General features: G+C 73.3%; 17 protein-coding genes. 10 read left to right on the top strand and 7 right to left on the bottom strand.

The genetic code is table 11. From position 1 onward, the window contains the following. The first annotated feature begins 256 nt into the window (after positions 1 to 256). Genes ACFWGP_RS08915 through ACFWGP_RS08880 form a run of 8 tightly spaced genes read left to right on the top strand, consistent with a single transcriptional unit; the run spans position 257 to position 10648 of the window. Positions 257 to 997, top strand: a complete 741-nt coding sequence (locus tag ACFWGP_RS08915; RefSeq protein ID WP_376930697.1) for a Type 1 glutamine amidotransferase-like domain-containing protein — start codon at positions 257 to 259, stop codon at positions 995 to 997. After that, positions 994 to 2349, top strand: coding sequence for an anaerobic C4-dicarboxylate transporter family protein (locus tag ACFWGP_RS08910; protein WP_376930696.1), 1356 nt, complete (start codon positions 994 to 996; stop codon positions 2347 to 2349). The genes ACFWGP_RS08915 and ACFWGP_RS08910 overlap by 4 nt, the downstream gene beginning before the upstream one ends. Positions 2350 to 2368: 19 nt before the next feature. Then, the gene (locus ACFWGP_RS08905; RefSeq protein WP_376930695.1) at positions 2369 to 3802 is read left to right on the top strand and encodes a threonine/serine exporter ThrE family protein; all 1434 of its coding nucleotides are present in this window, start codon (positions 2369 to 2371) and stop codon (positions 3800 to 3802) included. A gap of 10 nt (positions 3803 to 3812) precedes the next feature. Beyond that, complete coding sequence (pyrE, locus tag ACFWGP_RS08900; RefSeq protein WP_231429607.1) at positions 3813 to 4373, top strand: orotate phosphoribosyltransferase; 561 nt, start codon at positions 3813 to 3815, stop codon at positions 4371 to 4373. Further along, positions 4373 to 8008, top strand: a complete 3636-nt coding sequence (locus ACFWGP_RS08895; protein WP_376930694.1) for a hypothetical protein — start codon at positions 4373 to 4375, stop codon at positions 8006 to 8008. The genes pyrE and ACFWGP_RS08895 overlap by 1 nt, the downstream gene beginning before the upstream one ends. A 17-nt stretch (positions 8009 to 8025) precedes the next feature. Further along, on the top strand, positions 8026 to 8985 hold the full coding sequence (locus ACFWGP_RS08890) for a ribokinase (protein WP_376930693.1): 960 nt from the start codon (positions 8026 to 8028) through the stop codon (positions 8983 to 8985). Continuing rightward, a complete protein-coding gene (locus tag ACFWGP_RS08885; RefSeq protein ID WP_231429610.1) occupies positions 8982 to 9914 on the top strand; it encodes a nucleoside hydrolase in 933 nt (310 codons plus the stop codon). The genes ACFWGP_RS08890 and ACFWGP_RS08885 overlap by 4 nt, the downstream gene beginning before the upstream one ends. Positions 9915 to 9952: 38 nt before the next feature. Next, a complete protein-coding gene (locus ACFWGP_RS08880; protein ID WP_374201079.1) occupies positions 9953 to 10648 on the top strand; it encodes a CoA pyrophosphatase in 696 nt (231 codons plus the stop codon). Positions 10649 to 10801: 153 nt separating this feature from the next. Here the strand turns inward: ACFWGP_RS08880 and ACFWGP_RS08875 are convergent, their stop codons facing one another. After that, complete coding sequence (locus ACFWGP_RS08875; RefSeq protein ID WP_376930692.1) at positions 10802 to 12361, bottom strand: PLP-dependent aminotransferase family protein; 1560 nt, start codon at positions 12359 to 12361, stop codon at positions 10802 to 10804. Positions 12362 to 12468: 107 nt separating this feature from the next. On the opposite strand from ACFWGP_RS08875, the gene ACFWGP_RS08870 reads away from it, so the two are divergent. Then, entirely contained in the window at positions 12469 to 13476 is a 1008-nt protein-coding gene (locus ACFWGP_RS08870) for an aldo/keto reductase (protein WP_231429612.1), read from the top strand. Positions 13477 to 13597: 121 nt separating this feature from the next. Here ACFWGP_RS08870 and ACFWGP_RS08865 read toward each other — a convergent pair whose 3' ends face one another. The 6 genes from ACFWGP_RS08865 to ACFWGP_RS08840 form a co-directional block, all read right to left on the bottom strand. After that, on the bottom strand, positions 13598 to 14104 hold the full coding sequence (locus tag ACFWGP_RS08865; RefSeq protein ID WP_376930691.1) for a hypothetical protein: 507 nt from the start codon (positions 14102 to 14104) through the stop codon (positions 13598 to 13600). Positions 14105 to 14151: 47 nt separating this feature from the next. Beyond that, on the bottom strand, positions 14152 to 14946 hold the full coding sequence (locus ACFWGP_RS08860; RefSeq protein ID WP_231429614.1) for an HAD-IIA family hydrolase: 795 nt from the start codon (positions 14944 to 14946) through the stop codon (positions 14152 to 14154). A 74-nt stretch (positions 14947 to 15020) separates the two neighbouring features. Then, positions 15021 to 16382, bottom strand: coding sequence for a serine hydrolase domain-containing protein (locus tag ACFWGP_RS08855; RefSeq protein WP_376930690.1), 1362 nt, complete (start codon positions 16380 to 16382; stop codon positions 15021 to 15023). A gap of 85 nt (positions 16383 to 16467) precedes the next feature. After that, complete coding sequence (locus ACFWGP_RS08850; protein WP_376930689.1) at positions 16468 to 17157, bottom strand: metal-dependent transcriptional regulator; 690 nt, start codon at positions 17155 to 17157, stop codon at positions 16468 to 16470. Between the two features lie 26 nt (positions 17158 to 17183). Further along, on the bottom strand, positions 17184 to 18503 hold the full coding sequence (locus ACFWGP_RS08845) for an ATP-binding protein (protein WP_376930688.1): 1320 nt from the start codon (positions 18501 to 18503) through the stop codon (positions 17184 to 17186). Between the two features lie 179 nt (positions 18504 to 18682). Continuing rightward, positions 18683 to 20044 (bottom strand): Nramp family divalent metal transporter, encoded by a 1362-nt coding sequence (locus ACFWGP_RS08840; RefSeq protein ID WP_376930687.1) that lies wholly within the window; start codon positions 20042 to 20044, stop codon positions 18683 to 18685. Positions 20045 to 20190: 146 nt separating this feature from the next. On the opposite strand from ACFWGP_RS08840, the gene ACFWGP_RS08835 reads away from it, so the two are divergent. Then, the gene (locus tag ACFWGP_RS08835; RefSeq protein WP_231432240.1) at positions 20191 to 20820 is read left to right on the top strand and encodes a TrmH family RNA methyltransferase; all 630 of its coding nucleotides are present in this window, start codon (positions 20191 to 20193) and stop codon (positions 20818 to 20820) included. Positions 20821 to 20822: the final 2 nt, after the last annotated feature.

Here is a 20822-nt window from a genome sequence, read left to right as displayed (position 1 = left end):
GGCCCGACAGCAGGGCCGCCGCGCGGGGGAGGGACACCCCCTGTGAAGCGAGTGCGGCCCGACAGCAGGGCCGCCGCGCGGGGGAGGGACACCCCCTGTGAAGCGAGTGCGGCCCGACAGCAGGGCCGCCGCGCGGGGGAGGGACACCCCGCGGGGCGGCCCTTCTGCTTCGACGGACGCTCCCGCCGCGCCTCTCGACACCGCTCGCCGCCGCCCGATAGCGTGACCGCAGGGCTGGCGCACGAGGGGGGACGCGATGGCGCATGTGGTGGCGACCGGGGCCGGCAAGGCCATGATGGAGCGGCGCAACGATCCGACGCACGACTACATCCTGGGGCTCACCGGCAAGGAGCGCCCGCGGGTGCTGTTCGTCGGCACCGCGACGGGTGACGAGCAGGCGTACACGCTGAGCTTCTACAAGACCTACGACTCCGACCGGTGCGCCCCGCACCACCTGACGCTCTTCCACCGCGATCTCGACGACCTCGCGGGATTCGTGAGGGGCTTCGACGTCATCCACGTGGGCGGCGGCAACACGGCGAACATGCTCGACGTGTGGAAGCGCCAGGGCCTCGACGACATCATGCGCGAGATGTGGCAGGATCCGGCCTCGAACGTCGTCTTCACGGGTGGCTCGGCCGGCGGCATCTGCTGGTTCGAGGGCGGCACGACCGACAGCTACGGTCCGACCCTGCAGGTGCTGCCCGAGGGGCTCGGGTTCCTGCACGGCAGCTTCTGCCCGCACTACGACGCGGAGGACCAGCGGCAGCCGCTCTTCCATGCGGCGCTCAAGAGCGGTGAGCTCGCCACCGGCTACGCGGTCGGCAACCTGCAGTCGCTGCACTTCGAGAACCAGGAGTTCGTGACCGCGATCAGCCCCGTCGACCCGCCGCTCGCCCTCAGGGTCGAGGCGGTCGACGGCGAGATCGTCGAGACTCCGCTCCCGGTGCGGGTGCTGGCGCCCACCGGGCCGATCACGAAGGGGCCGAGCGCGTGAACGACAACGTCTGGATCCTCGTCGCCCAGCTGCTCGTCGTCGTCCTCGCGATCTTCATGGGCACCCGCACGAGCGGGATCGGACTCGGCGTCTGGGGTCTCGTCGGCGTCGCGGTGCTCGTCTTCGGGTTCCAGACGCCACCGGGCAACGCGCCGGTCGACGCGGTGTTCATCGTGCTCACGGTCATCACCGCGGCCTCGGTCATGCAGGCCGCGGGCGGCATCGACTGGATGGTGTCGGTCGCGGCGAAGGCGATCAAGTCGAGGCCGAAGAGCGTCGTCTTCCTCGCGCCCGCGATGTCGTTCCTCTTCACCGTCGGGGCGGGCACGGGCAACATCTTCTACCCGCTGCTGCCGGTCATCTACGACGTCTCCTACGACCAGAAGATCCGCCCCGAGCGGGCGCTGTCGGTCTCGGCCGTGGCCTCGCAGGTCGGCATCCTCTGCAGCCCCGTCTCGGCGGCGACCGCGTCGCTCGTCGTGCTCCTCGCGCCGAGCGGCGTCGACCTGGGCCAGGTGCTGCTGATCATGTGGCCCGCGTCGATCGTCGGGCTCTTCCTCGCGTCGCTCGTCATGGTGCGGCACGGCAAGAACCTCGAGGACGACCCCGAATACCAGCGGCGCCTCGCCGAACACCTCATCAAGCCCCCGGCCGAGGACACCACCGAGCGCAAGCTGCCGAAGACCGCCGTGCTCTCGGCGTCGATCTTCCTCGCCGGCGTCGGGTTCATCGTGCTCATGGGCCTCTTCGAGGGGCTCCGCCCGATCATCGGCACCGACGACAACGGCGACCCGGTGCGCGTCTCGGTGACGGTCATCATCGAGGTCACGATGGGCGTCATCGCCGCGCTCATCTTCGTCTTCTGCAAGGTCAAGTCGGCCGATGTGCCGAAGCAGTCGACCTTCCCGGCGGGAATGGTCGGCGCGTTCGCGCTCTTCGGCATCGCGTGGCTCGCGAACACCTTCGTCGCGTACAACAACGACCTCATCGTCGAGGGGCTCGGCTCGCTCGTCGCAGGGTCGACGGCGTTCGTCGGAGCGCTCCTGTTCGCGCTCGCGCTGTTCCTCGTCGCGATGCTCACGACGAGCCAGTCGAGCGCGACGAACGCGATCGTGCCGATCGGCCTCGCGATCGGGCTGCCGGCCTCGCTCATCGTCGGCCTCTGGCCCTCCGCGATGGGCATGTACACGCTGCCCGCGAACGGGTCGCAGGTCGCAACGGCGGCCTTCGACCAGACGGGCACAACGAAGCTCGGCAAGTTCGTGTTCGACCACTCGTTCCAGCTGCCGAACCTCGTCTACGTCGTATCGGCGATGATCATCGGCGTGCTGCTCTCGTTCGTCGTGGTCTGAGGCGCCGGGGAGGCATCCGATGGTCGAGGCCGCAGACCGCACCATCCTCCGCACCTTCCTGCTCGGACTCGCGGAGGGGATGAACGCGGCCGCCGATTCGGTCGACCACATCCACGAGGCGCTCGTGCGCGTCGCTCGCGCTTACGGTCGCGACGACACCGACGTCGTCGTCATGCCGACGGTGATCATCGTGCAGACGGGTCACGGCGAGGAGGGCCACGTCGCGCTCCGCTCGGCCGTCAACGCCTCGTTCCGGCTCGACCAGATCGCCGAGCTGTACCGGCTCGTGGGCGAGGCGGAGCGGGCCGAGATCGATCCGCTCGACGGCATCCACCGCCTCAACGAGATCGGTGCGATGAAGCCGGCGCACGGCTGGCTCGTGCGCACGTTCGGGCATGCCGTCCTCGTGACCGGCCTGGCGCTGCTGCTGGCGCCGACCTGGCAGGGCGCGATCATCGCGTTCGGCCTCGGGGCGTTCGTCGGTCTGGCGAAACTCGTGCGCTCGCCGACCCTGCAGCTCGTGTTCCCGGTCTTCGCCGCTTTCGCGTGCGCGCTGGTCGTGTTCCTGATCGCGCCGTACGTCGAGATCGGCGATCCGATCCGGCTGCTCATCGCGCCGCTCGCGACGTTCCTGCCGGGCGGCGTGCTGACGACGGCGGTCGCGGAGCTCGCGGTCGGGCAGATGCTCTCGGGAGCCTCGCGTCTCGTCTTCGGCATGGTGCAGCTCGCGCTGCTCGCGTTCGGCATCCTGGCCGCCGGCACCGTGGTCGGCGTGGCGAGCACGAGCTACTCGCCGCTCGAGGCATCCGCCCCGTTCCCGTGGTGGACCGCGATCCTGGGTGTCCTGCTGTTCGCGGTGGGCAACTACCTGCACTTCTCGGCGCCGCGCCGCACCTTCGGCTGGGTGCTGCTCGTGCTCGTGGTCGCCTACGCGGGGCAGGCGGTCGGCACCGCGTTGATCGGTTCGACCGTCAGCGGCTTCATCGGGGCGGTGGCGATGACGCCCGTCGTGCTCTGGATCGCGTCACTGCGCAACGGCGCGCCGTCGCAGCTGACGTTCCTGCCAGCGTTCTGGCTGCTCGTGCCCGGAGCGGCCGGACTCGTCGGCCTCACCGAGGCGGTCGGCACCGCGCATGGCCTCGAGGACTTCGCCGATGCGCTCACCGCGATCATGTCGATCGCGCTCGGCGTGCTCATCGGCACCGCCCTGTACCGGGTCGTGCATCACGGGGCGGAGGAGCTCGCCGAGTTCCACATCGACGTGCCCGCTGCGCTCGCCGAGGAGCGGGAACCGCCGTTCTGGGCGCGACTCGTGCCGGGCACGCCGCGCTCGCTGTGGGGCGGGCGGCGTTCGCGCCGCCATGGCGAGGGGCCGTCAGCGGATGCCTCGGGCCGGGAGCGTTCGGAGGGGTCGTCCGATTCCACCCCTTCCTCTCAGGCAGGCGGGCCGTAAAGTATTGCGGGTGACCACGCACGACTCCGACACCCGCCGCAAGCTCATCGAGCACATCTCGGCCGATGCCGTGTTCCACGGCGACTTCACGCTCACGAGCGGCAAGAAGGCGACGTACTACGTCGACCTGCGCAAGGTGAGCCTCGACCACCGCGTCGCCCCGCTCATCGGGCAGGTCATGCTCGACCTGATCGCCGACATCCCCGACGTGGCCGCCGTGGGCGGCATGACGATGGGCGCCGACCCGATCGCGTCGGCGATCCTGCACCAGGGTGCCGCGCGCGGACTCGCGTACGACGCGTTCGTCGTGCGCAAGGAGCCGAAGGACCACGGCCGCGGCAAGCAGGTCGAGGGCCCCGAGCTCGCCGGCAAGCGCGTGATCGTGCTCGAGGACACGTCGACCACCGGCGGCTCGCCGCTCAAGGCCATCGAGGCGCTGCGCAAGGTCGGCGCCGAGGTCGTCGCCGTCGCCGTCGTCGTCGACCGTGCCACGGGCGCCCGCGAGGTCATCGAGGCCGAGGGCGTGCCCTACCTGTACGCGATCGGCCTGGAAGACCTGGGCCTGGCCTGATGAACGAGCGGCAGGGTTTCGACGACGGCGCCGACTGGCTGCTCGCGCAGCTCGCGGGCGGGGCAGCCGATGCGCCCGCGACGCCGACGGCGCCCATGCCGCAGGCCGCACCGCCGGTGCACGGCGCGCCGCAGGTGACGTCGGGCGCGCGTTCGGCGTTCGCACCGCCGCCTTCGCCCGTCGGTCGGGTGCCGCACGCGTCGGCAGCTCCGACGCCGCCCACCACCCCCGCCGCACAGGTCGCACCGCCGACGCCGACCGTGCCCTCGCGACACGACGAGGTGCTCGACTGGTTCTCGCTCGCCGAGCCGCCGGCGTCCGACACCGCGACCCGAGCGCTGCCCGTCGTCGGGTCGCCCGCCGAGGCCGCACCCCAGGGCCTCGCCCCCTCGCCTGCCGCCGCTTCGGCGCCGCCGACGTGGACGCCGCCGTTCTCGGTCGCCCCGCCGACGCCCACCGTCCATCTGACCGAGGTCGAACCGCCGGTCGGGAGCGCCCCGGCGACCCCGCCTGTCGCGCCGGTCGCGCCGGCGTGGGACGCGCCTGCGCTCCCGGTGGACCCCGCCGCCTCAGCCGCGCCGGCTGCGCCCGCGTGGGATGCGCCTGCCGCGCCCGCGTGGGACGCGCCTGCCGCGCCGACCGCGCCCGCATGGGATGCGCCTGCCGCGCCGACCGCGCCCGCCTGGGATGTGCCTGCCGTGCCGGCCGCGCCCGCCTGGGATGTGCCTGCCGTGCCGGCTGCTGCAGTCGACCCGACGGTGCCCACCACCGGTTCCGTCGCACCCACCGCGTGGAACACCCCCCCAGCGCAGCCGGCCCCGCCCGCTGCGCCCGCCTGGGACGCGCCGGTGGCCGAGACCGCGTGGGGTGTCGCTGCGCCGGTCGCGCCCGGTCCGGCGTCAGCACCGGTCGAACCGCAGCGCCCGCCGGTGCCGCCCGGTCCGGTCACCCCGACCGCACCGTTCGCCCTGACCTGGGGTGAGCAGGAGGCGCGTTCCGAGGCGGAGCTCCGTGAGGCGTTCCAGCGCCTGTCCCAGGAGTCCGCGACCGTCGCGGCATCCCGGCCCGGCGAGACTTCCGCCCCCGAGGCCGGCGCTCCAGCGCAGCCGACCGAGCTCCCCGAGCCGGGGCCGGTGCCGACCGCCGAGGCGGACGACCCGTTCGCCGGCTACTCCGCGCCCCCGGTCGCCCGCAGCTCGTTCACCCCGGTCGGCGGCATCCCGGTGCAGCACCCGACGGCACCGCCCGAGGCGCCCGCAGGGTGGGGCGAGCAACCCGCGCCGCGGGCCGCCGCGAGCTACGACGCCGAACTCTGGGCGGCGCTCAACGATCCCGACGGGAATCAACCGGCCGCATCCGCATCCGCATCCGCATCCGCGTCCGCACCCGCGTCGTTCGTCCCCGTGGCCGAGACGCCTGCGCCGGCTCCCGCACCCGAGCTGTTCGCGGCTGCGCCTGCGCCTGCACCCGAGACGTCCGCACCGATGCCCGACGCGACCGCGGCGGAGCAGGCGGCCCCTCCGGCGAGGAGCCGCTTCGACGCGTTCGCCGAGCAGCTCGAGCAGCCGTACGTCCGCGACGCCTCGGCCGACACGCGGACCGCGATGTTCCCGGCGATCGCACCGGCCGCACCGGGCGTGCGGCCCGAACCGGCCGACGACGCGTCGACCGCAGACACCCCGACCGTCGCCGCCTCGATCCTCGATGCCCCCTTCGCGCCGGTGCCGCCCACGCGACAGCCCTTCCCGGCGTTCGCCGCCGAGCCGCGGCGGCCGGCACCGACGCCTGCGGCCGAGCCCGTCGACGACCTGCTCGCCGCGCTCGGCGGAGCCTCGACGCCCCGGACCGAGGTCGACCCGCCCGCCGGCGCCATCCCGATCGTCGGCACCGCGGCCTTCGCCGCGGCCGCGGCGGCGGCAGCCGAGGCTGCGGCGAGCTCGGCCGCGGTCGCGACGCCGTTCGGCGCGCCCGCACCGGCCGCGCCGGCTTCGCCCGGTCCGTCGGGTAGGCTCGGCGAGCTCGGACTGTCGTTCGGCGACGACGCCGACGGTGCCGACCTCGCAGACGACGACACGGATGGCGACGAGCCCCGTGGCCGCCTGCGTCTCTTCGGCCGGCGCCGTACCGATGAGGCGGATGACGAGGACGAGGTCGACTCGCCGATCGCACGCGAGCTCGCCGAGACCGGATACTTCTGGAACCTCACGCCCGATCCGTCGGCGGAGGACCCGCGTGCCGAGGCGACGGGATCGGTCTCGGCGATCCTCGCAGCCGCGAACGACGCCGCGGCGACGGGAGCCCAGGTCTCGACGCCGGCGGTCGCCGGCGCGGCGGCGGGCGTTCCGGCGGCATCGCCGTTCGACGCCCCATCGCCCGGCTGGGACGACCGTGGCGCGGGCGACGTGGAGTCGTCGGTCGGCTTCGACCCCTCCTCCGCGAGCCTCGCCGGCCTCGCGGCTCCCGTGGCCTTCGCCGCCCTCGACGAGCCGGGCGACCTCGAGCCGGGCGACCTCGAGCCGGCCGACGTGCCCGCGTGGGACGAACCCGCCGGCTGGGGCGACCCTGCCGGTCGCGGCGAGCCCGAACCCGACGAGTTCGACCCGACCTCGACCGCCGCCGACGCCGCGTCGCACTTCGGCGCCGTCGCCTTCGACGATGATCCCTTCGCCGCGACGCCCGTCGACCCGTCGTCCGCGGAGGCGCCGCACGGCGCCGTCAAGCCCGTGACCGACGGAATCCAGGTGCTCTTCGGATTCTCGCCCGCGACCGCGCCGCAGCCGATGGTGGGTGCGTTCGCGCCGGCCGCCGCCCAGCCTGCGGCGACGGCGCTCATGCCGACTGTTCCGGTCGGCGCCGCGTCTGCGCCGTCCACCGGCTCGACTGCGGGCGCCGGCCTGTTCGCGTTCGCCGGCGGCAGCGCCGGTGCGGGCGGTGCGACGGGCGGCGGCGGACCGATCCGCGGCGCCTCCGGCCCCGGTGCGGGCGGCTCCGGCACGGGCGGTGCGGGCTCCCCCTCGGGCGGCGGTGGGGGCCGCGGCGGATCGGGCTCCTCCGACCCCACCGGTGGAGACGGAAAGCGAGGCATCCGCCCCCTGGTCTGGATCGCCGGCGCCCTCGTCGCCCTCCTCGTGATCGCCGGCCTCTTCTGGCTCGGCACGCAGATGTCGAAGGGCGGCGGGGCTGCGGCATCCGGCACGCCGACCGCCGAGACGAGCGAGACGCCCACGCCCGAGCCGACCGCGGCGCAGCCCGCGGGGGTGCACGCGTGGGACACGCTCTTCGGCGGCGAGTGCCTCGAGCCGTACACCGACGCCTGGCAGCAGGAGTTCACCGTGGTCGACTGCGCGACGCCGCACGCGGCGCAGCTCGTCTACCGCGGCACGCTGCCGGGCGACGCGGCCGCCGCGTATCCCGGTGAGACCGAGCTCGCGTCGCAGATGAACCTGTTGTGCACCGCCGACGGCGTCATCGACGTCGCGGCCGTGTCGGGCATGACCGACCTGCAGGTTCAGGGCGCGTACCCGGCCGACGCCGCGCAGTGGGACGCGGGTGCACGGTACTACTACTGCTTCGCGAGCCGCTCGAGCGGCGAGAAGCTGACCGCCAGCATCGCCGGCCCCGGCCCGGCCGCCTGAGCCGGGGCGAGGTCGACATGGCCGAGGGAGGTTCGCGCGTGCTCGTCGTGGGCTCGCTCAACGTCGACGCGACGACGTACGTCGAACGATTCCCCGAGCCCGGCGAGACGATCGCCGCACACGCGTTCCAGACGGCGCTCGGCGGCAAGGGATCGAACCAGGCCGTCGCTGCGCACCTCGCCGGCGCCGACGTCGAGCTCGTCGCCCGCATCGGCGACGACGCGAACGGCGGACTCGCCCTGACCGTGCTCGACGGCTTCGGCCTGCCGACCCGCGGCGTCGAGCGCACCGCCGGGTTGCCGACCGGCATCGCCCAGATCACCGTTGCCGACTCGGGCGAGAACACCGTGATCGTCGCCGCCGGCGCGAACCACGAGCTGGGCCCCGACGTCGTCGACTCCGCACGCGAGCGCATCGCGGGCGCGGGCCTCGTGCTCACGCAGGGCGAGCTGCCGGTCGCGACGATCGAGCACCTCGCGGCGATCTGCGACGCGCTCGGCGTGCGCTTCGTGCTCAACCTCGCGCCGCCCGTGCCGACCACGGCAGCGACGCTCGCCGTGTGCGATCCGCTCGTCGTGAACGAGCACGAGGCGCGTGCCGTGGGCATCCGGCCGGATGTCCCGGAGCCGCCGTCCCTCGACGACTGGCGCGACCTCGCGGCCGCGGCGGTCGGCCGGGTCGCCCGGTCGGTCGTCATCACGCTCGGTGCCGCCGGCGCCGTCGCCGCGACGCGCGCCGGCAGCTGGGCCCTGGCCGCGCCCGCCGTCGAGGCCGTCGACACGACCGGTGCCGGCGACTGCTTCACCGGCACGCTGAGCGCCTTCCTCGCGGAGGGACGTCCGATGCCCGAGGCCGTGCGCATCGCCGTGGCGGCGGGCGCGCTCGCGGTGCAGCGGCGCGGCACGGTCGACTCGTACGCCCCGCGCGCCGAGGTGCTCGCCGCCGCGGGCCTCGGCGACCCGGGCGGTGCCGCATGAGCCTGCCCGTCATCGTCGACTGCGACCCCGGGCACGACGACGTCTTCGCGCTCTGGCTCGCGGCGGGGCATCCGGCCCTCGACCTGCGCGCCGTGACGACCGTCGGCGGCAACGTGCCCCTCGAGCACACGAGCCGGAACGCGCGCGTCGCGCTCACGGTCGCGGGTATCGACGGCGTGCCGGTCGCCGCCGGCGCTGCGGGGCCGATCGCCCGGGTGCTGCAGACCGCCGAGTGGATCCACGGCGAGAACGGGCTCGGCGGCCCGGTGCTGCCCGAGCCGACCGTGCCGCTCGACGAGCGCACCGCGACCGAGCTCATGGCCGACACCCTGCTCGCCGCAGACGAGCCCGTCGCGATCGTCGCGACGGGTCCGATCACGAACGTCGCCGTGCTGCTGCGCGACCGGCCCGAGGTCGCCGACCGCATCCGCGAGGTCGTCTGGATGGGCGGCTCCACCGAGCGCGGCAACGCGACCCCGTACGCGGAGTTCAACGCGCTCGTCGATCCCGAGGCGCTCGACCTCGTGGTGCGCAGCGGCGTGCGGTTCACGATGGTCGGGCTCAACGTGACGCATCGCGCGCTCGTCACCCCCGCCGTGCGCGAGCGGCTGGCCGGCGCGGGCAACCGCACCGCGTCGTTCGCGGGGGAACTGCTCGACTTCTTCTGCCGGACGAACGACGAGGTGTTCGGCATGCCCGACGGGCCGCTGCACGACCCGGTCGCCGTCGCGGTGCTCGCCGACCCCGATTGCGTCGCCCTGCGGCGCACCCGCCTCGACGTCGAGCTGCAGGGCACGGAGACGCTCGGCGCGACGAGCGTCGACTTCGACGGGATGCTCCGTCGCGAGCCGAACGCGTTCGTCGCGGTCGAGCTCGACGTCGACCGCTTCTGGGGTCTCGTCGAGGCATCCCTCGCTCGTCTCGGCTGACGGGCGCGGCGTCGGCGGGGCGGGGTAGCCTCGGGAGGGTGACCGCAACTGGAGCCGCTCGCGACGAGCTGGCCGCGCTCGTCGGCGACGCGACGTTCCTCGACGACTGGCGCGACGGCGCCGAGTTCGGCGAGATCGAGTACCGCGACGCCGCCGTGCTCATCCTGTTCGGCGTGCTCGACGAACTGCCGAGCGAGCATACCGCGCACGATCGCGCGGTCTCGCGCGACCTCGACGTCCTGCTGCTCGCCCGGGCCGAGACCCTGCGCTCGCACGCCGGCCAGGTCGCGTTCCCCGGCGGGCGCGTCGATCCGGGCGACCGCGACGTGGTCGACGCGGCGCTGCGCGAGGCTCGGGAAGAGACGGGGCTCGACACCGCGGGCGTCGACGTGCTCGGCACGCTGACGCCGTTGTCGGTTCCCTACTCGGGCCACATGGTGACCCCGGTGCTCGGCTGGTGGCGGTCGCCGTCGCCGGTCGGCGTCGTCGACGTCGCCGAGTCGTCGGCGGTCTTCCGAACCCCGGTCGCCGACCTCGTCGACCCGGCGAACCGCTACACCACGGTGCTGCGCCGCGACGGGCAGGAGTGGCGCGGGCCCGCCTTCCTGCCGACGGTCGCCGGGCGGCAGCACCTCGTCTGGGGATTCACCGCGCTCGTGCTCGACAAGATGCTCGACCGGCTCGGCTGGGCCGAGCCGTGGGACGAGGGGCACGAGCTCGACCTCGAGCCCTGATGCCGTGCGGCCGGGCCCACTCGATCGCCGAGTGTGGCCGTTCGCACCGGATGTTGCCGCTGAACGGGCAACGACGGGTGGCAACGGTCACGCTCGGCGACGCGACGAGACGAGACGAGACGCGACGCGACGCGTCGGCGAGCGTGCGGCGGCTCAGGCGAACGAACGGATGACTCGCGCGAGGCGCGCGACCGCCTCGTCGACGACCGCGTCGGAGAGGTTGCCGTAGCCGACGACGAGCGCCTCCGGCATCGAGTGCGCGCTCGACGCACGGTAGCGGGTGAGGTCGGCGACCGCGAGCTCGGCGCGTGCCGCCGCCGCCGAGACGTCGCTCGCACGAACGCCCGCCGGCAGCGCGAGCACGGCGTGCATGCCCGCGGCGATGCCCGACACCGCGAGTTCGGGGAGCTCGCGCCCGAGGGCGGTGAGCAGGGCGGCGCGCCGCCGCCGGAACCGCCCGCGCGCGGCGCGCAGGTGCCGCTCGAGGTCGCCCCCTTCGATGAACTGGGCGAGCGCCGCCTGTTCGAGCGTCGACGGGCGGGGGCGCTCGGCCAGCCGCACCCGATCGCGGAGCGCGGGCGGCATGAGCGCCCAGCCGAGCCCGAACACCTGCGCCATCGACTTCGAGAGCGATCCGACGAGCACGACCCGGTCGGGGGCGAGCCCCTGGAGCGCGGCGATCGGTCGGCGGTCGTAGCGGAACTCGGCGTCGTAGTCGTCCTCGATGAGCACGCCGTCGACGCTCCGCGCCCAGCGCACGATCGCGTCGCGCCGTGAGGGCGAGAGGGCGGCACCCATCGGGAACTGGTGCGCGGGCGTGATGAGCGCGGCGCGGGCGCCCGTGCGCCGGGCCGCCCGCTCGAGCGCCTCGACGTCGATGCCGTCGCCGTCGACCGGCACGGGCACCGGGGTGAGGCCGGCGGCCGCGGCGACCTCGCGCAGCTTCGACCAGCTCGGGTCCTCGACGACGATCGCCGAGTGCCCGGCGGCCTTGAGGCCCGCGACGACCGCCGTCATGCCGTCGGTCGCGCTGTGCGTGATGACGACGTCGTCGGGCGCGGCGACCGCGTGGCGCGACCGTTCGAGGTACGCGGCGACGGCGGTGCGTGCCGAGGGATGGCCGAGCCGGTCGACGACCGTGAGCTCGGCGTCGGGCAGCACCTCGAGCGCGCGCCGCACGGCAGCCGCCCACCGCGTGCGCGGCACGTGCCTGAGGTCGGGCACGCCGGGCCCCAGGTCGAACCGCGGGCGCCGGTACTCGCCGCGCAACCCCGACGGTCGTCTCGTCGCCCCGGCTGCGGCCGGTGGTCGAGTCGTGACGAAGGCCGGTGTCGAGGCCTCGTCATCAGGTCTCGAGACGCGTGCTCCTTCGTCGCTCGCCACGACCCGAGCACGGATGGCCGCAGCGGGTTCGACCAGTGGGGATGTCGCGGCGCGCGCCGGGACGCGCGTGCCCGAGCCGACCGTCGCCTCGAGGAACCCCTCGGCGACGAGCTGCCCGTAGGCCTCGGTCACCACCCAGCGCGAGACGCCGAGCGTCTCGGCGAGGGCGCGGCTCGGCGGCAGCGCGGCGCCCGCGGGGGCCCGCCCGCTCGCGACCGCCTCGCGGATCGCGCGTTCGAGCCGGTCGCGCAGGGGAGCGGGGCCCGGGCCGAGGTCGAGCATGGTCTCCCACGCGAGGGCCGGTGTGCGGGCGGCAGTGGGGCGAGGCATCCGGTCTCTCGATTGGTCTGGTCGAACGAGTACTGATTGGAGTGTATGCCCGAGCCGATCGGTTCGTACGCTCGAAACCGTCAACCCCACCGATGGAGGAGAACCCCATGCGATACCGCACGATCGGCAACGGCCGCACGAGCTTCGACGTCTCGACGATCTGCCTCGGCACCATGCAGATGGGCACGAAGATCGACGAGGCCACCTCGTTCGCGATCCTCGACCGCTTCGTCGAGGCCGGCGGCACGTTCATCGACACGGCGAACAACTACAGCTTCTGGGACGGCGGGTACGGCCGCGACAGCGAAGACCTGATCGGCCGCTGGCTCGAGAGCCGCGGCGTGCGCGACCGGGTGCGCATCGCGACGAAGGTCGGCGCGGCGAAGAAGGACCCGGCACTGCCGCTCTCGAACGTGCCGCCGACGAACTTCCAGGGGCTCGGCGCCGACATCGTCGACTGGGAGGTTCGCGAGAGCGCCAAGCACCTAGGCGTCGACCGCATCGACGCCGTCTACGGCCACGTCGACGACCTCGAGACGCCGCTCGCCGAGACCGTCGGCGCCTTCGGCGCACTGCAGGACGAGGGGCTCGTGGGCGTCTCGGGCATCTCGAACGTGGCGCTGTGGCGCATCGTCGAGGCGCGCGAGGAGGCGATCCGCCAGGGTGTCTCGCCGTACGGCCTCGTGCAGCAGCAGTACAGCTACATCTACCCCGTCCCGAAGCTCGGCCGGCAGAACTTCGTGACGCCAGAGCTGCTCTCGTATGCGGCATCCACCGGGGTCGACGGCCGCGCGCCGCTCGCCGTCACCGCCTACTCGCCGCTGCACCAGGGCGCGTACACGCGTCGCGACAAGCCGCTCTGGGGCGGTGTGAACCACCCGACGACGTACGCGCGCATCGAGTTGCTGCACGAGGTCGCGCGCGAGGTCGGTGCGACGCCGAACCAGGTCGCGCTCGCGTGGCTGCTCGGTCGCGAGGTGCCGGTCATCCCCGTCGCGGGGCCGTCGAGCGTCGCCCAGCTCGAGGAGGTGCTCGGCGCCGCCGAGCTCGACCTCGACCCCGAGGTGCGCGCGCGGCTCGACGCCGACCCCGAGGAGGCGCCGCTCGCGGCGTGAGCCGTGCGGCGGGGCTCACTCGATCGCCGAGTGCTGCCGTTCGCACCGAGTGTTGCCGCAGACCGGGCAACGACGGGTGGGAACGGCCACACTGGGCGGCCTCGGGTGCGCCGGGTCGGCGTCAGTCGCCCTGCTCGACCTCTTCGTCGGTGTCGGCGTCGTCGTCGTCGTCGGCGTCGGGCTCGTCGTCTTCATCGTCGAGGTCGGGCTCGGCCACGCTCAGCACCTCGATGAGGAGCGACTCGTCGAGCTCGGCGTAGATGACGAGGCCCGCGTACTGCGTCGGCGCCTCGTAGACGAGCACGAGCGTGGCGTCGCTCGACACGATGGCACCCTGCAGGTCGAGCTCCTCGTCGAGCGCGGCGTAGTCGGCCGCCTCGGGCGCGCGTTCAGCGCCCTCGAAGTCCGAGTCGACGAGTTCGTGCACGATCTCGTCGTCGAGGCGGTCGAGCTCCTCAGCCGTGAGCGGGGCGAGCGCGCGCTGGGCGATGGCGAGCATCTCAGGGGCCTCGAGCTGCTCGTCGTCGTCGAGTGCGAAGAGCACGGCGACCTGCCGGTCACCCGGCAGCGAGACGACGGCGCTGAGCTCGCCGTCCTCGTCGAGGTCGATGTCGGTGAGTTCGATCATGGTGCCAACCCTTTCAGAGATGCGGCTCGCGTGCGGCGCCTGCGGGATCAGAGTTCGGTCTCGGCCGGGTCGCCGACGAGCTCGAAGACGCCCTTCAGCACCTCGTCGGGGCGGAACGGGTACTTCTCGATCTCGGCCCGGTCGCTGATGCCCGTGAGCACGAGCACCGTGTGCAGGCCTGCCTCGATGCCCGCGACGATGTCGGTGTCCATGCGGTCGCCGATCATCGCCGTGTTCTCGGAGTGGGCGCCGATCTTGTTGAGCGCCGAGCGGAACATCATCGGGTTCGGCTTGCCGACGACGTAGGGCTCCTTGCCGGTCGCCTTCGTGATGAGCGCGGCGATCGCGCCGGTCGCGGGCAGCGGGCCGTCGGCGCTCGGGCCGGTCGCGTCGGGGTTGGTGACGATGAACCGTGCGCCGTCGTTGATGAGCCGGATCGCCTTCGTGATCGCCTCGAACGAGTAGTTGCGGGTCTCGCCGACGACGACGAAGTCGGGGGCCGTCTCGGTCATGATGTAGCCGGCTTCGTGCAGCGCCGTGAGGATGCCCGCCTCGCCGATGACGAACGCCGAGCCGCCGGGCAACTGCTGCTTGAGGAAGTCGGCGGTCGCGAGCGCCGAGGTCCAGATGCGCTGCTCGGGCACGTTGAGGCCCGACGCCCGCAGCCGCGCCGACAGGTCGCGGGCCGTGAAGATCGAATTGTTCGTGAGCACGAGGTACGGGGTGCCGGCGTCCTCCCACTGCTGCAGCAGCTCGGCGGCGCCCGGCAGGGCGTGGTTCTCGTGCACGAGCACGCCGTCCATGTCGGTCAGCCAGCACTCGACTTCGTCGCGTCGTCCCATGCGCCCAAGCCTAGGCCGCGCGGGTCACGGGCCGATGACGAGCGTGTGACGGGCGGGATGCCTCGTGGCCGTCGCTACTCGCCCTCGGGCGAGGCGAGCGCCGCGACCACGTCTTCGACGAGCTGCACCTCGCTCGGCTCGTCGTCGGCCGCCGGCGTGAAGCCCATGCGCACGACGACGAGGTCCTCCGAGGGCACTACGATGACCTTCTGCCCGTCGTGGCCCGACGCGTAGTACGTGTCGGCCGGCAGGCTGGGCCAGCGCAGGCTGCCGTCGGCGAGGGTGTTCACGCGCCACCCCATGCCGTAGCCGGGGTCGTCGGTCTCGTCGACCGGCGTCACCTCAAGCGAGCGTGCCATCCAGTCGGTGGGCAGCAGCTGCTCGCCGTTCCACTCGCCGTTCTGCAGGGCGAACTGGCCGATCGCGGCCCAGTCGCGCGGGGTCGCCCAGAGGTACGACGAGCAGACCGGCGTGCCGGCTGCGTCGGGTTCGAAGGTCGCCGACTCGAGGCCGAGCGCGCCGAGCAGGGTCTGTCGGGGCAGGTCGGCGCCGAGGCCGGTGCGCTCGGCGAGCACCGAGCAGAGCAGCGTCGTCGAGCCGCTCGAGTACTCCTGGAACGTGCCGGGCTCGTGCTCGAGGGGGAGGCTCGCGACATAGCCGCCCATGTCCTCCTCGTTGTAGAGCATCTGCGTGATCGGGGTGCCGAGGTCGTACGTCTCGTCCCACTCGAGGCCGCTCGTCATGCGCAGCAGCTGCTCGATCGTGATGTCGGCGCGCCCGTCGGTCCATTCGGGGCGCAGGCCGTCGTCGTCGAGCGCGACCTCGCCCTGCTGCACGAGCATGCCGGTCATGAGGTCGGTCGCGCTCTTCGACATCGACCAGCCGAGCTGCGGGGTCTCAGCGTCGAACCCGTCGGCGTAGCGCTCGGCGACGAGTTCGCCGCCCTTGGCGACGACGACCGCGCGGGTGCCGAGCGCCTCGGCGTCTGCGGCGGGCAGGTCGTCGCCGAACGCCGCGGCGAGGGCGGCGTCGAGCTCCGGCGACGGCGACGGCGCCGAGGCATCCGCGAAGGGGTTGCCGTCGCTCGTCACGGCGGTCGCCTCGCCGAAGTCGGGGGCGTCGCCCGCGAGGGTGCAGCCGAAGCCGGGCGCGAACCACGCCTTCTGGGCGGCGAGCAGGCCGAGGAGCGAGCCCGTCGTGACGGCCTCGTCACGGTCGACGTCGACCGAGAGGTACGGCACGAGCGGGTTCGGCGGCAGGTCGCTCGCCGGGTCGTCGCGCCCGGCCACCTCGGTCACGGCGCAGGCGTTGTGCGCGGCGTAGCCGGTGCCGGTGCGCAGCATCGGGCGCTGCCACCAGTAGACGGCGACGGCCCCCGCCACGAGTACGAGCACGATGACGAGGAGGACGACCAGTGTCCGGCGGAGAATGCGCACCGCCGGATGCTAACAGCCGGGCGGTCATTCCCATACGCGTTTGTGGGAAGCCCACGGACGGGAGGGGCCGTCGGTCGGGGCCGGGTCAGCCGGTGACCCAGATCTCAGCGGCCGCGCCGGCCGTCAGTTCGACGGGGGATGCCGCGGCCGCCGCACCGTCGTCGATCGCCACGAGCTCGACGAGCACGCGCTCGCCGGAGGCATCGGCGTTCCCGACCTCGATGGCCACCCCGGGGGCGATGCCCGCGGCGGCGAGGGCGCGCAGCACCTCGGGGTCGCGGTCGCTGATGCGCAGCACGCGACCGGTGTGGCCGGCGGGCGCTCCGTCGAGCCGCAGGAAGGGCTCGGTCGCGATCGCACCGTCGGCAGCGGGGATCGCATCGCCGTGCGGGTCGCGCGATGGGCGGCCGAGCCGCAGGTCGATCTGCTCGAGCAGCCGGTCGCTCAGCGCGTGCTCGAGCACCTCGGCCTCGTCGTGCACCTCGTCCCACGCGTAGCCCATCTCGCGCACGAGCCAGGTCTCAATGAGCCGGTGCCGCCGCACCACCGAGAGGGCGCGCTCGCGGCCCGCGTCGGTGAGCCGCAGCGGCCCGTACGGCACGTGGGCGACGAGGCCCTGCGCCGCCATCTTCTTCACCATCTCGGTGACGCTCGACGGGGCGACGCCGAGCTTCGCCGCGAGCTGCGAGGGCGTGATGGGGTCGGGCTGCCACTCGGTGTGGGCGTACACCGTCTTGAGGTAGTCCTCGATCGCGGGGTTCTTGCTGGCGGGCATCGCGCCCAGCCTAGCCGCGAGGCCCGTCAGACCCGCGCGAGCCGTTCGATGTCCTCGAGGAACGCGCCGGCGGTCTCGGCCGACACCGTGGTGCGGGTGCCGGCGATCGCGTCGAGGTAGTCGGCGGTGCTCGGACCGGCGGGGCGCGGTGCGGCGCCGTGCGCCGAGGCATCCCGGTCGTCACCCGTCGTGCCGTTGCGCACCGCGGCCTCGAACGCCCGCTGCGACGCGCTGCGGGCGGCGAACTCGATGTCGGCGGGCGAGAACCCCGCGGAGCGTTCGACGAGCAGGGCGACGTCGACGGCGGCGGCCACCTGCTCGGGCACGTACCGCTGCCAGATCGCCTGCCTCGCCGCCTCGTCGGGCAGGCCGATCGGGATCACGTAGTCGAATCGTCCGTGCCGGAGGAACGCGCTGTCGAGCGCGCGGATGAAGTTCGTCGCGCACACGAGGAGCCGCCCGGGCTGCTCGCGGAACGCCGGGATGATCTTGAGCAGCTCGTTCGTGACGCCCTGCAGCGGCGACGGCGGCTCGCCCGATCGCTGTGCTGCGATCTCCTCGACCTCGTCGATGAACACGACCGCGTGCTCGAGCTCGGCGATCTTCGTGAACGTGTCGCGCAGCGCCCCGGCGAGGCCGCCGGGCTCGGCGGCGAGCCGCGACGGGAACACCTCGACGAACGACCACTCGAGCCGTGAGGCGATCGCCTTCGCGAACGTCGTCTTGCCAGTGCCTGGCGGGCCGAACAGCACGACCGCGCGCGGCGGCACCACGCCGTAGCGGTCGGCGAGGTCGGGCTCGGCGAGCGGCAGCACGAGGCGCTGCTCGAGGATCTCCTTCTCACGGCGCATGCCCGCCACCGACTCCCAGAGCGTGCGGGGCAGCAGTCGGCCGCCGAGCTCGGCGAGCGAGCTCAGCTCCTGCCGCTGCACGGGGATGCGGCGCTCGAAGTAGCGCAGCTGGTGCTTGAGCTCGAAGCCCTGGTTGGCGAAGGCGTCGACCCGGCTCTCGTTCTCGGGGATGAGCGCCGAGAGCTTCGTGAGGCCGTGCGGCGCCATGCGCTTCTCGAGGGCCGCGAGCATCGCCGAGCCGATGCCCTGGTGCCGCCAGTCGTCGGCGATCGCGAAGAACACGACCCAGCCCTGGTCGTGCGCGGCACGGCCGACGGCGGCGCCGATCACCTGGTCGGCGTGCACCGCGACGATCGCGTGGTCCATCTGGCACGAGGCGATCACCTCGCTGAGGTCGTAGACCGGCTCGTGCGACGACTGCCGCTGCGCCTCCCAGAGGTGCAGGATGCCGTCGAGATCGTCGTTGTGGAACTCGCGCAGACGCCAGCCGGGCATGATGTCCTCCATCCGTGGGTCCCAGCAGCGTAGGCGACCGCCCGGGTGCCGGCGGGCCGTATGACGTCGCGCGCGGACGAAAGACTTTCGAGTGTTGCCGTCACGGAAAGTTCTGCATCAGTTCTGCGAGGTGCGCCGGGCGGCCCGCCCGCGCGCGCCCGGAGCATCGCCCCGCTCCGTCACGCGCCCGTGAACACGAGCCAGAGCAGCACCCCGTTGAGCGTGATGAGGAAGACCGAGGCGGCGATGCCCGCCGCGGTCGTGGCCCAGTGGTTGCGCCACCGGCCGAGGACGCCGGACTTCGCGGTCAGCGAGACGAGCGGGATGAGCGCGAAGGGGATGCCGAACGACAGCACGACCTGGCTCAGCACGAGCGAGAGCGTCGGGTCGAACCCCAGCCAGAGGATCACGAGCGCCGGGATGAGGGTCACGAGCCGGCGGGCGAGCAGCGGTACCCGCACGTGCAGCAGTCCGTGCATGATCTCGGCGCCCGCGTACGCGCCGACCGACGTCGACGCGAGGCCCGAGGCGAGCAGGCCGACGGCGAAGAGCGTCGCGATGACGGGGCCGAGCGCCGCGCCGAGTGCGGCGTACGCGCCCTCGAGGCTGTCGGTGCCCTCGACGCCCGCGAGGTTCACGGCGGCGAGCAGCAGGATGCAGAGGTTCACGGTGCCGGCGATGGCCATCGCGATCGAGACGTCCCACCGGGTGGCGCGCACGAGGACATCGGTCGGGACGTCGGTCGCGGTGCCGGGCAGGAGCGCGGGGGAGTCGGAGGTCGTCCGCCGACCGCCCGCCTGCTCGCCGCGCGTCGCGAAGCGATCGCGCGAGAGCGCCGAGTGCGCGTAGATCGCGTGCGGCATGATCGTCGCGCCCAGGATCGAGGCGGCGAGCAGCACCGAGTTCGCGTCGGCGAAGCGCGGCACGAGCCCCGCGAGGAGGCCGGCGGGGTCGGGCGGGGCGATGAAGACGCCCACCGTGAACCCGATCGTGATGATCGCGAGCAGCCCCATGATCACGAACTCGAAGGTGCGCGGCCCTCGCTTGGACTGCAGCACCAGCAGCACGATCGAGACGGCCCCCGTGATGAGTCCGCCCCAGACGAGCGGCACCCCGAACAGCAGGTTGAGGGCGACGGCGCCGCCGATCACCTCGGCCAGGTCGGTCGCCATGGCGACGAGCTCGGCCTGCAGCCAGTACGCGCGCCGCCCCCACCGGTTGCGGATGCGTCCGCCGAGCACCTCGGGCAGGCTGCGGCCGGTGACGATGCCGAGCTTCGCCGACAGGTACTGGATGAGCCAGGCCATCACGTTGCCGAGCACGACGACCCAGACGAGCAGGTAGCCGTACTGGGCGCCGGCGGTCATGTTGCTCGCGACGTTGCCGGGGTCGAGGTAGGCGACGCCCGCGACGAGGGCGGGCCCGATGAGCCAGGCGACGCGCGGCAGGGATGCCTCGGCCCGGCGCCGCCCGCCCCGATGGGGGCGCTCGGGGCGGACGGTGGTCGTGGGCTCGGTCTCGTCGTCGAGCGTTTTCGGCATGCCTAAAACATAGCAATATTTCGGCGTACCGAAAACCCCGCGGTCACGAGCCGTGCGCGCCGGGTGCGCGCGCCGCGCGCACCCGGCGCGGGTAGCGTTGGCGTGTGGACGACGACCGGCACGAGGCATCCGAACCCGAGGCGACGATGCCGCAGCACGGCGTCGGCCCGTGGCCCGGCGGTGAGGCCGAGTGGCCCGACGACCCGCGCTACGACCGCGAACTGCTCGCGGCGGGCGACACCCGCAACGTCATCGACCGTTACCGCTACTGGCGCATGGACGCGATCGTCGCCGACCTCGACGAGCACCGGCACCCGTTCCACGTCGCGATCGAGAACTGGCAGCACGACATGAACATCGGCTCGATCGTGCGCAGCGCCAACGCCTTCGCCGCCGACACCGTGCACATCATCGGCCGCCGACGCTGGAACAAGCGCGGCGCCATGGTCACCGACCGCTACCAGCACGTCGACTACCACCCGGATGTCGCGGCATTCGCCGACTGGGCGCGCGGCGAATCGCTGCCCGTCATCGCGGTCGACAACGTCGAGGGCGCCGTGCCGATCGAGGCGTTCGCGTGGCCCGAGCGGTGCGTGCTGCTCTTCGGTCAGGAGGGCCCGGGGCTCTCGCCGGAGGCGACCGCCGCCGCCGACGCGATCGTCGAGATCACCCAGTTCGGGTCGACCCGCTCGCTCAACGCGAGCGCCGCCGCCGCGATCGCGATGCACTCGTGGGTGCTGACGCACGCGTTCGGGCCGGCCGCGCCCTCGGAGTAGCG

Source organism: Agromyces sp. NPDC127015 (assembly GCF_042725165.1).
Lineage (GTDB): Bacteria > Actinomycetota > Actinomycetes > Actinomycetales > Microbacteriaceae > Agromyces > Agromyces chromiiresistens.
This window is presented reverse-complemented; position numbering and strand designations above follow the sequence as displayed.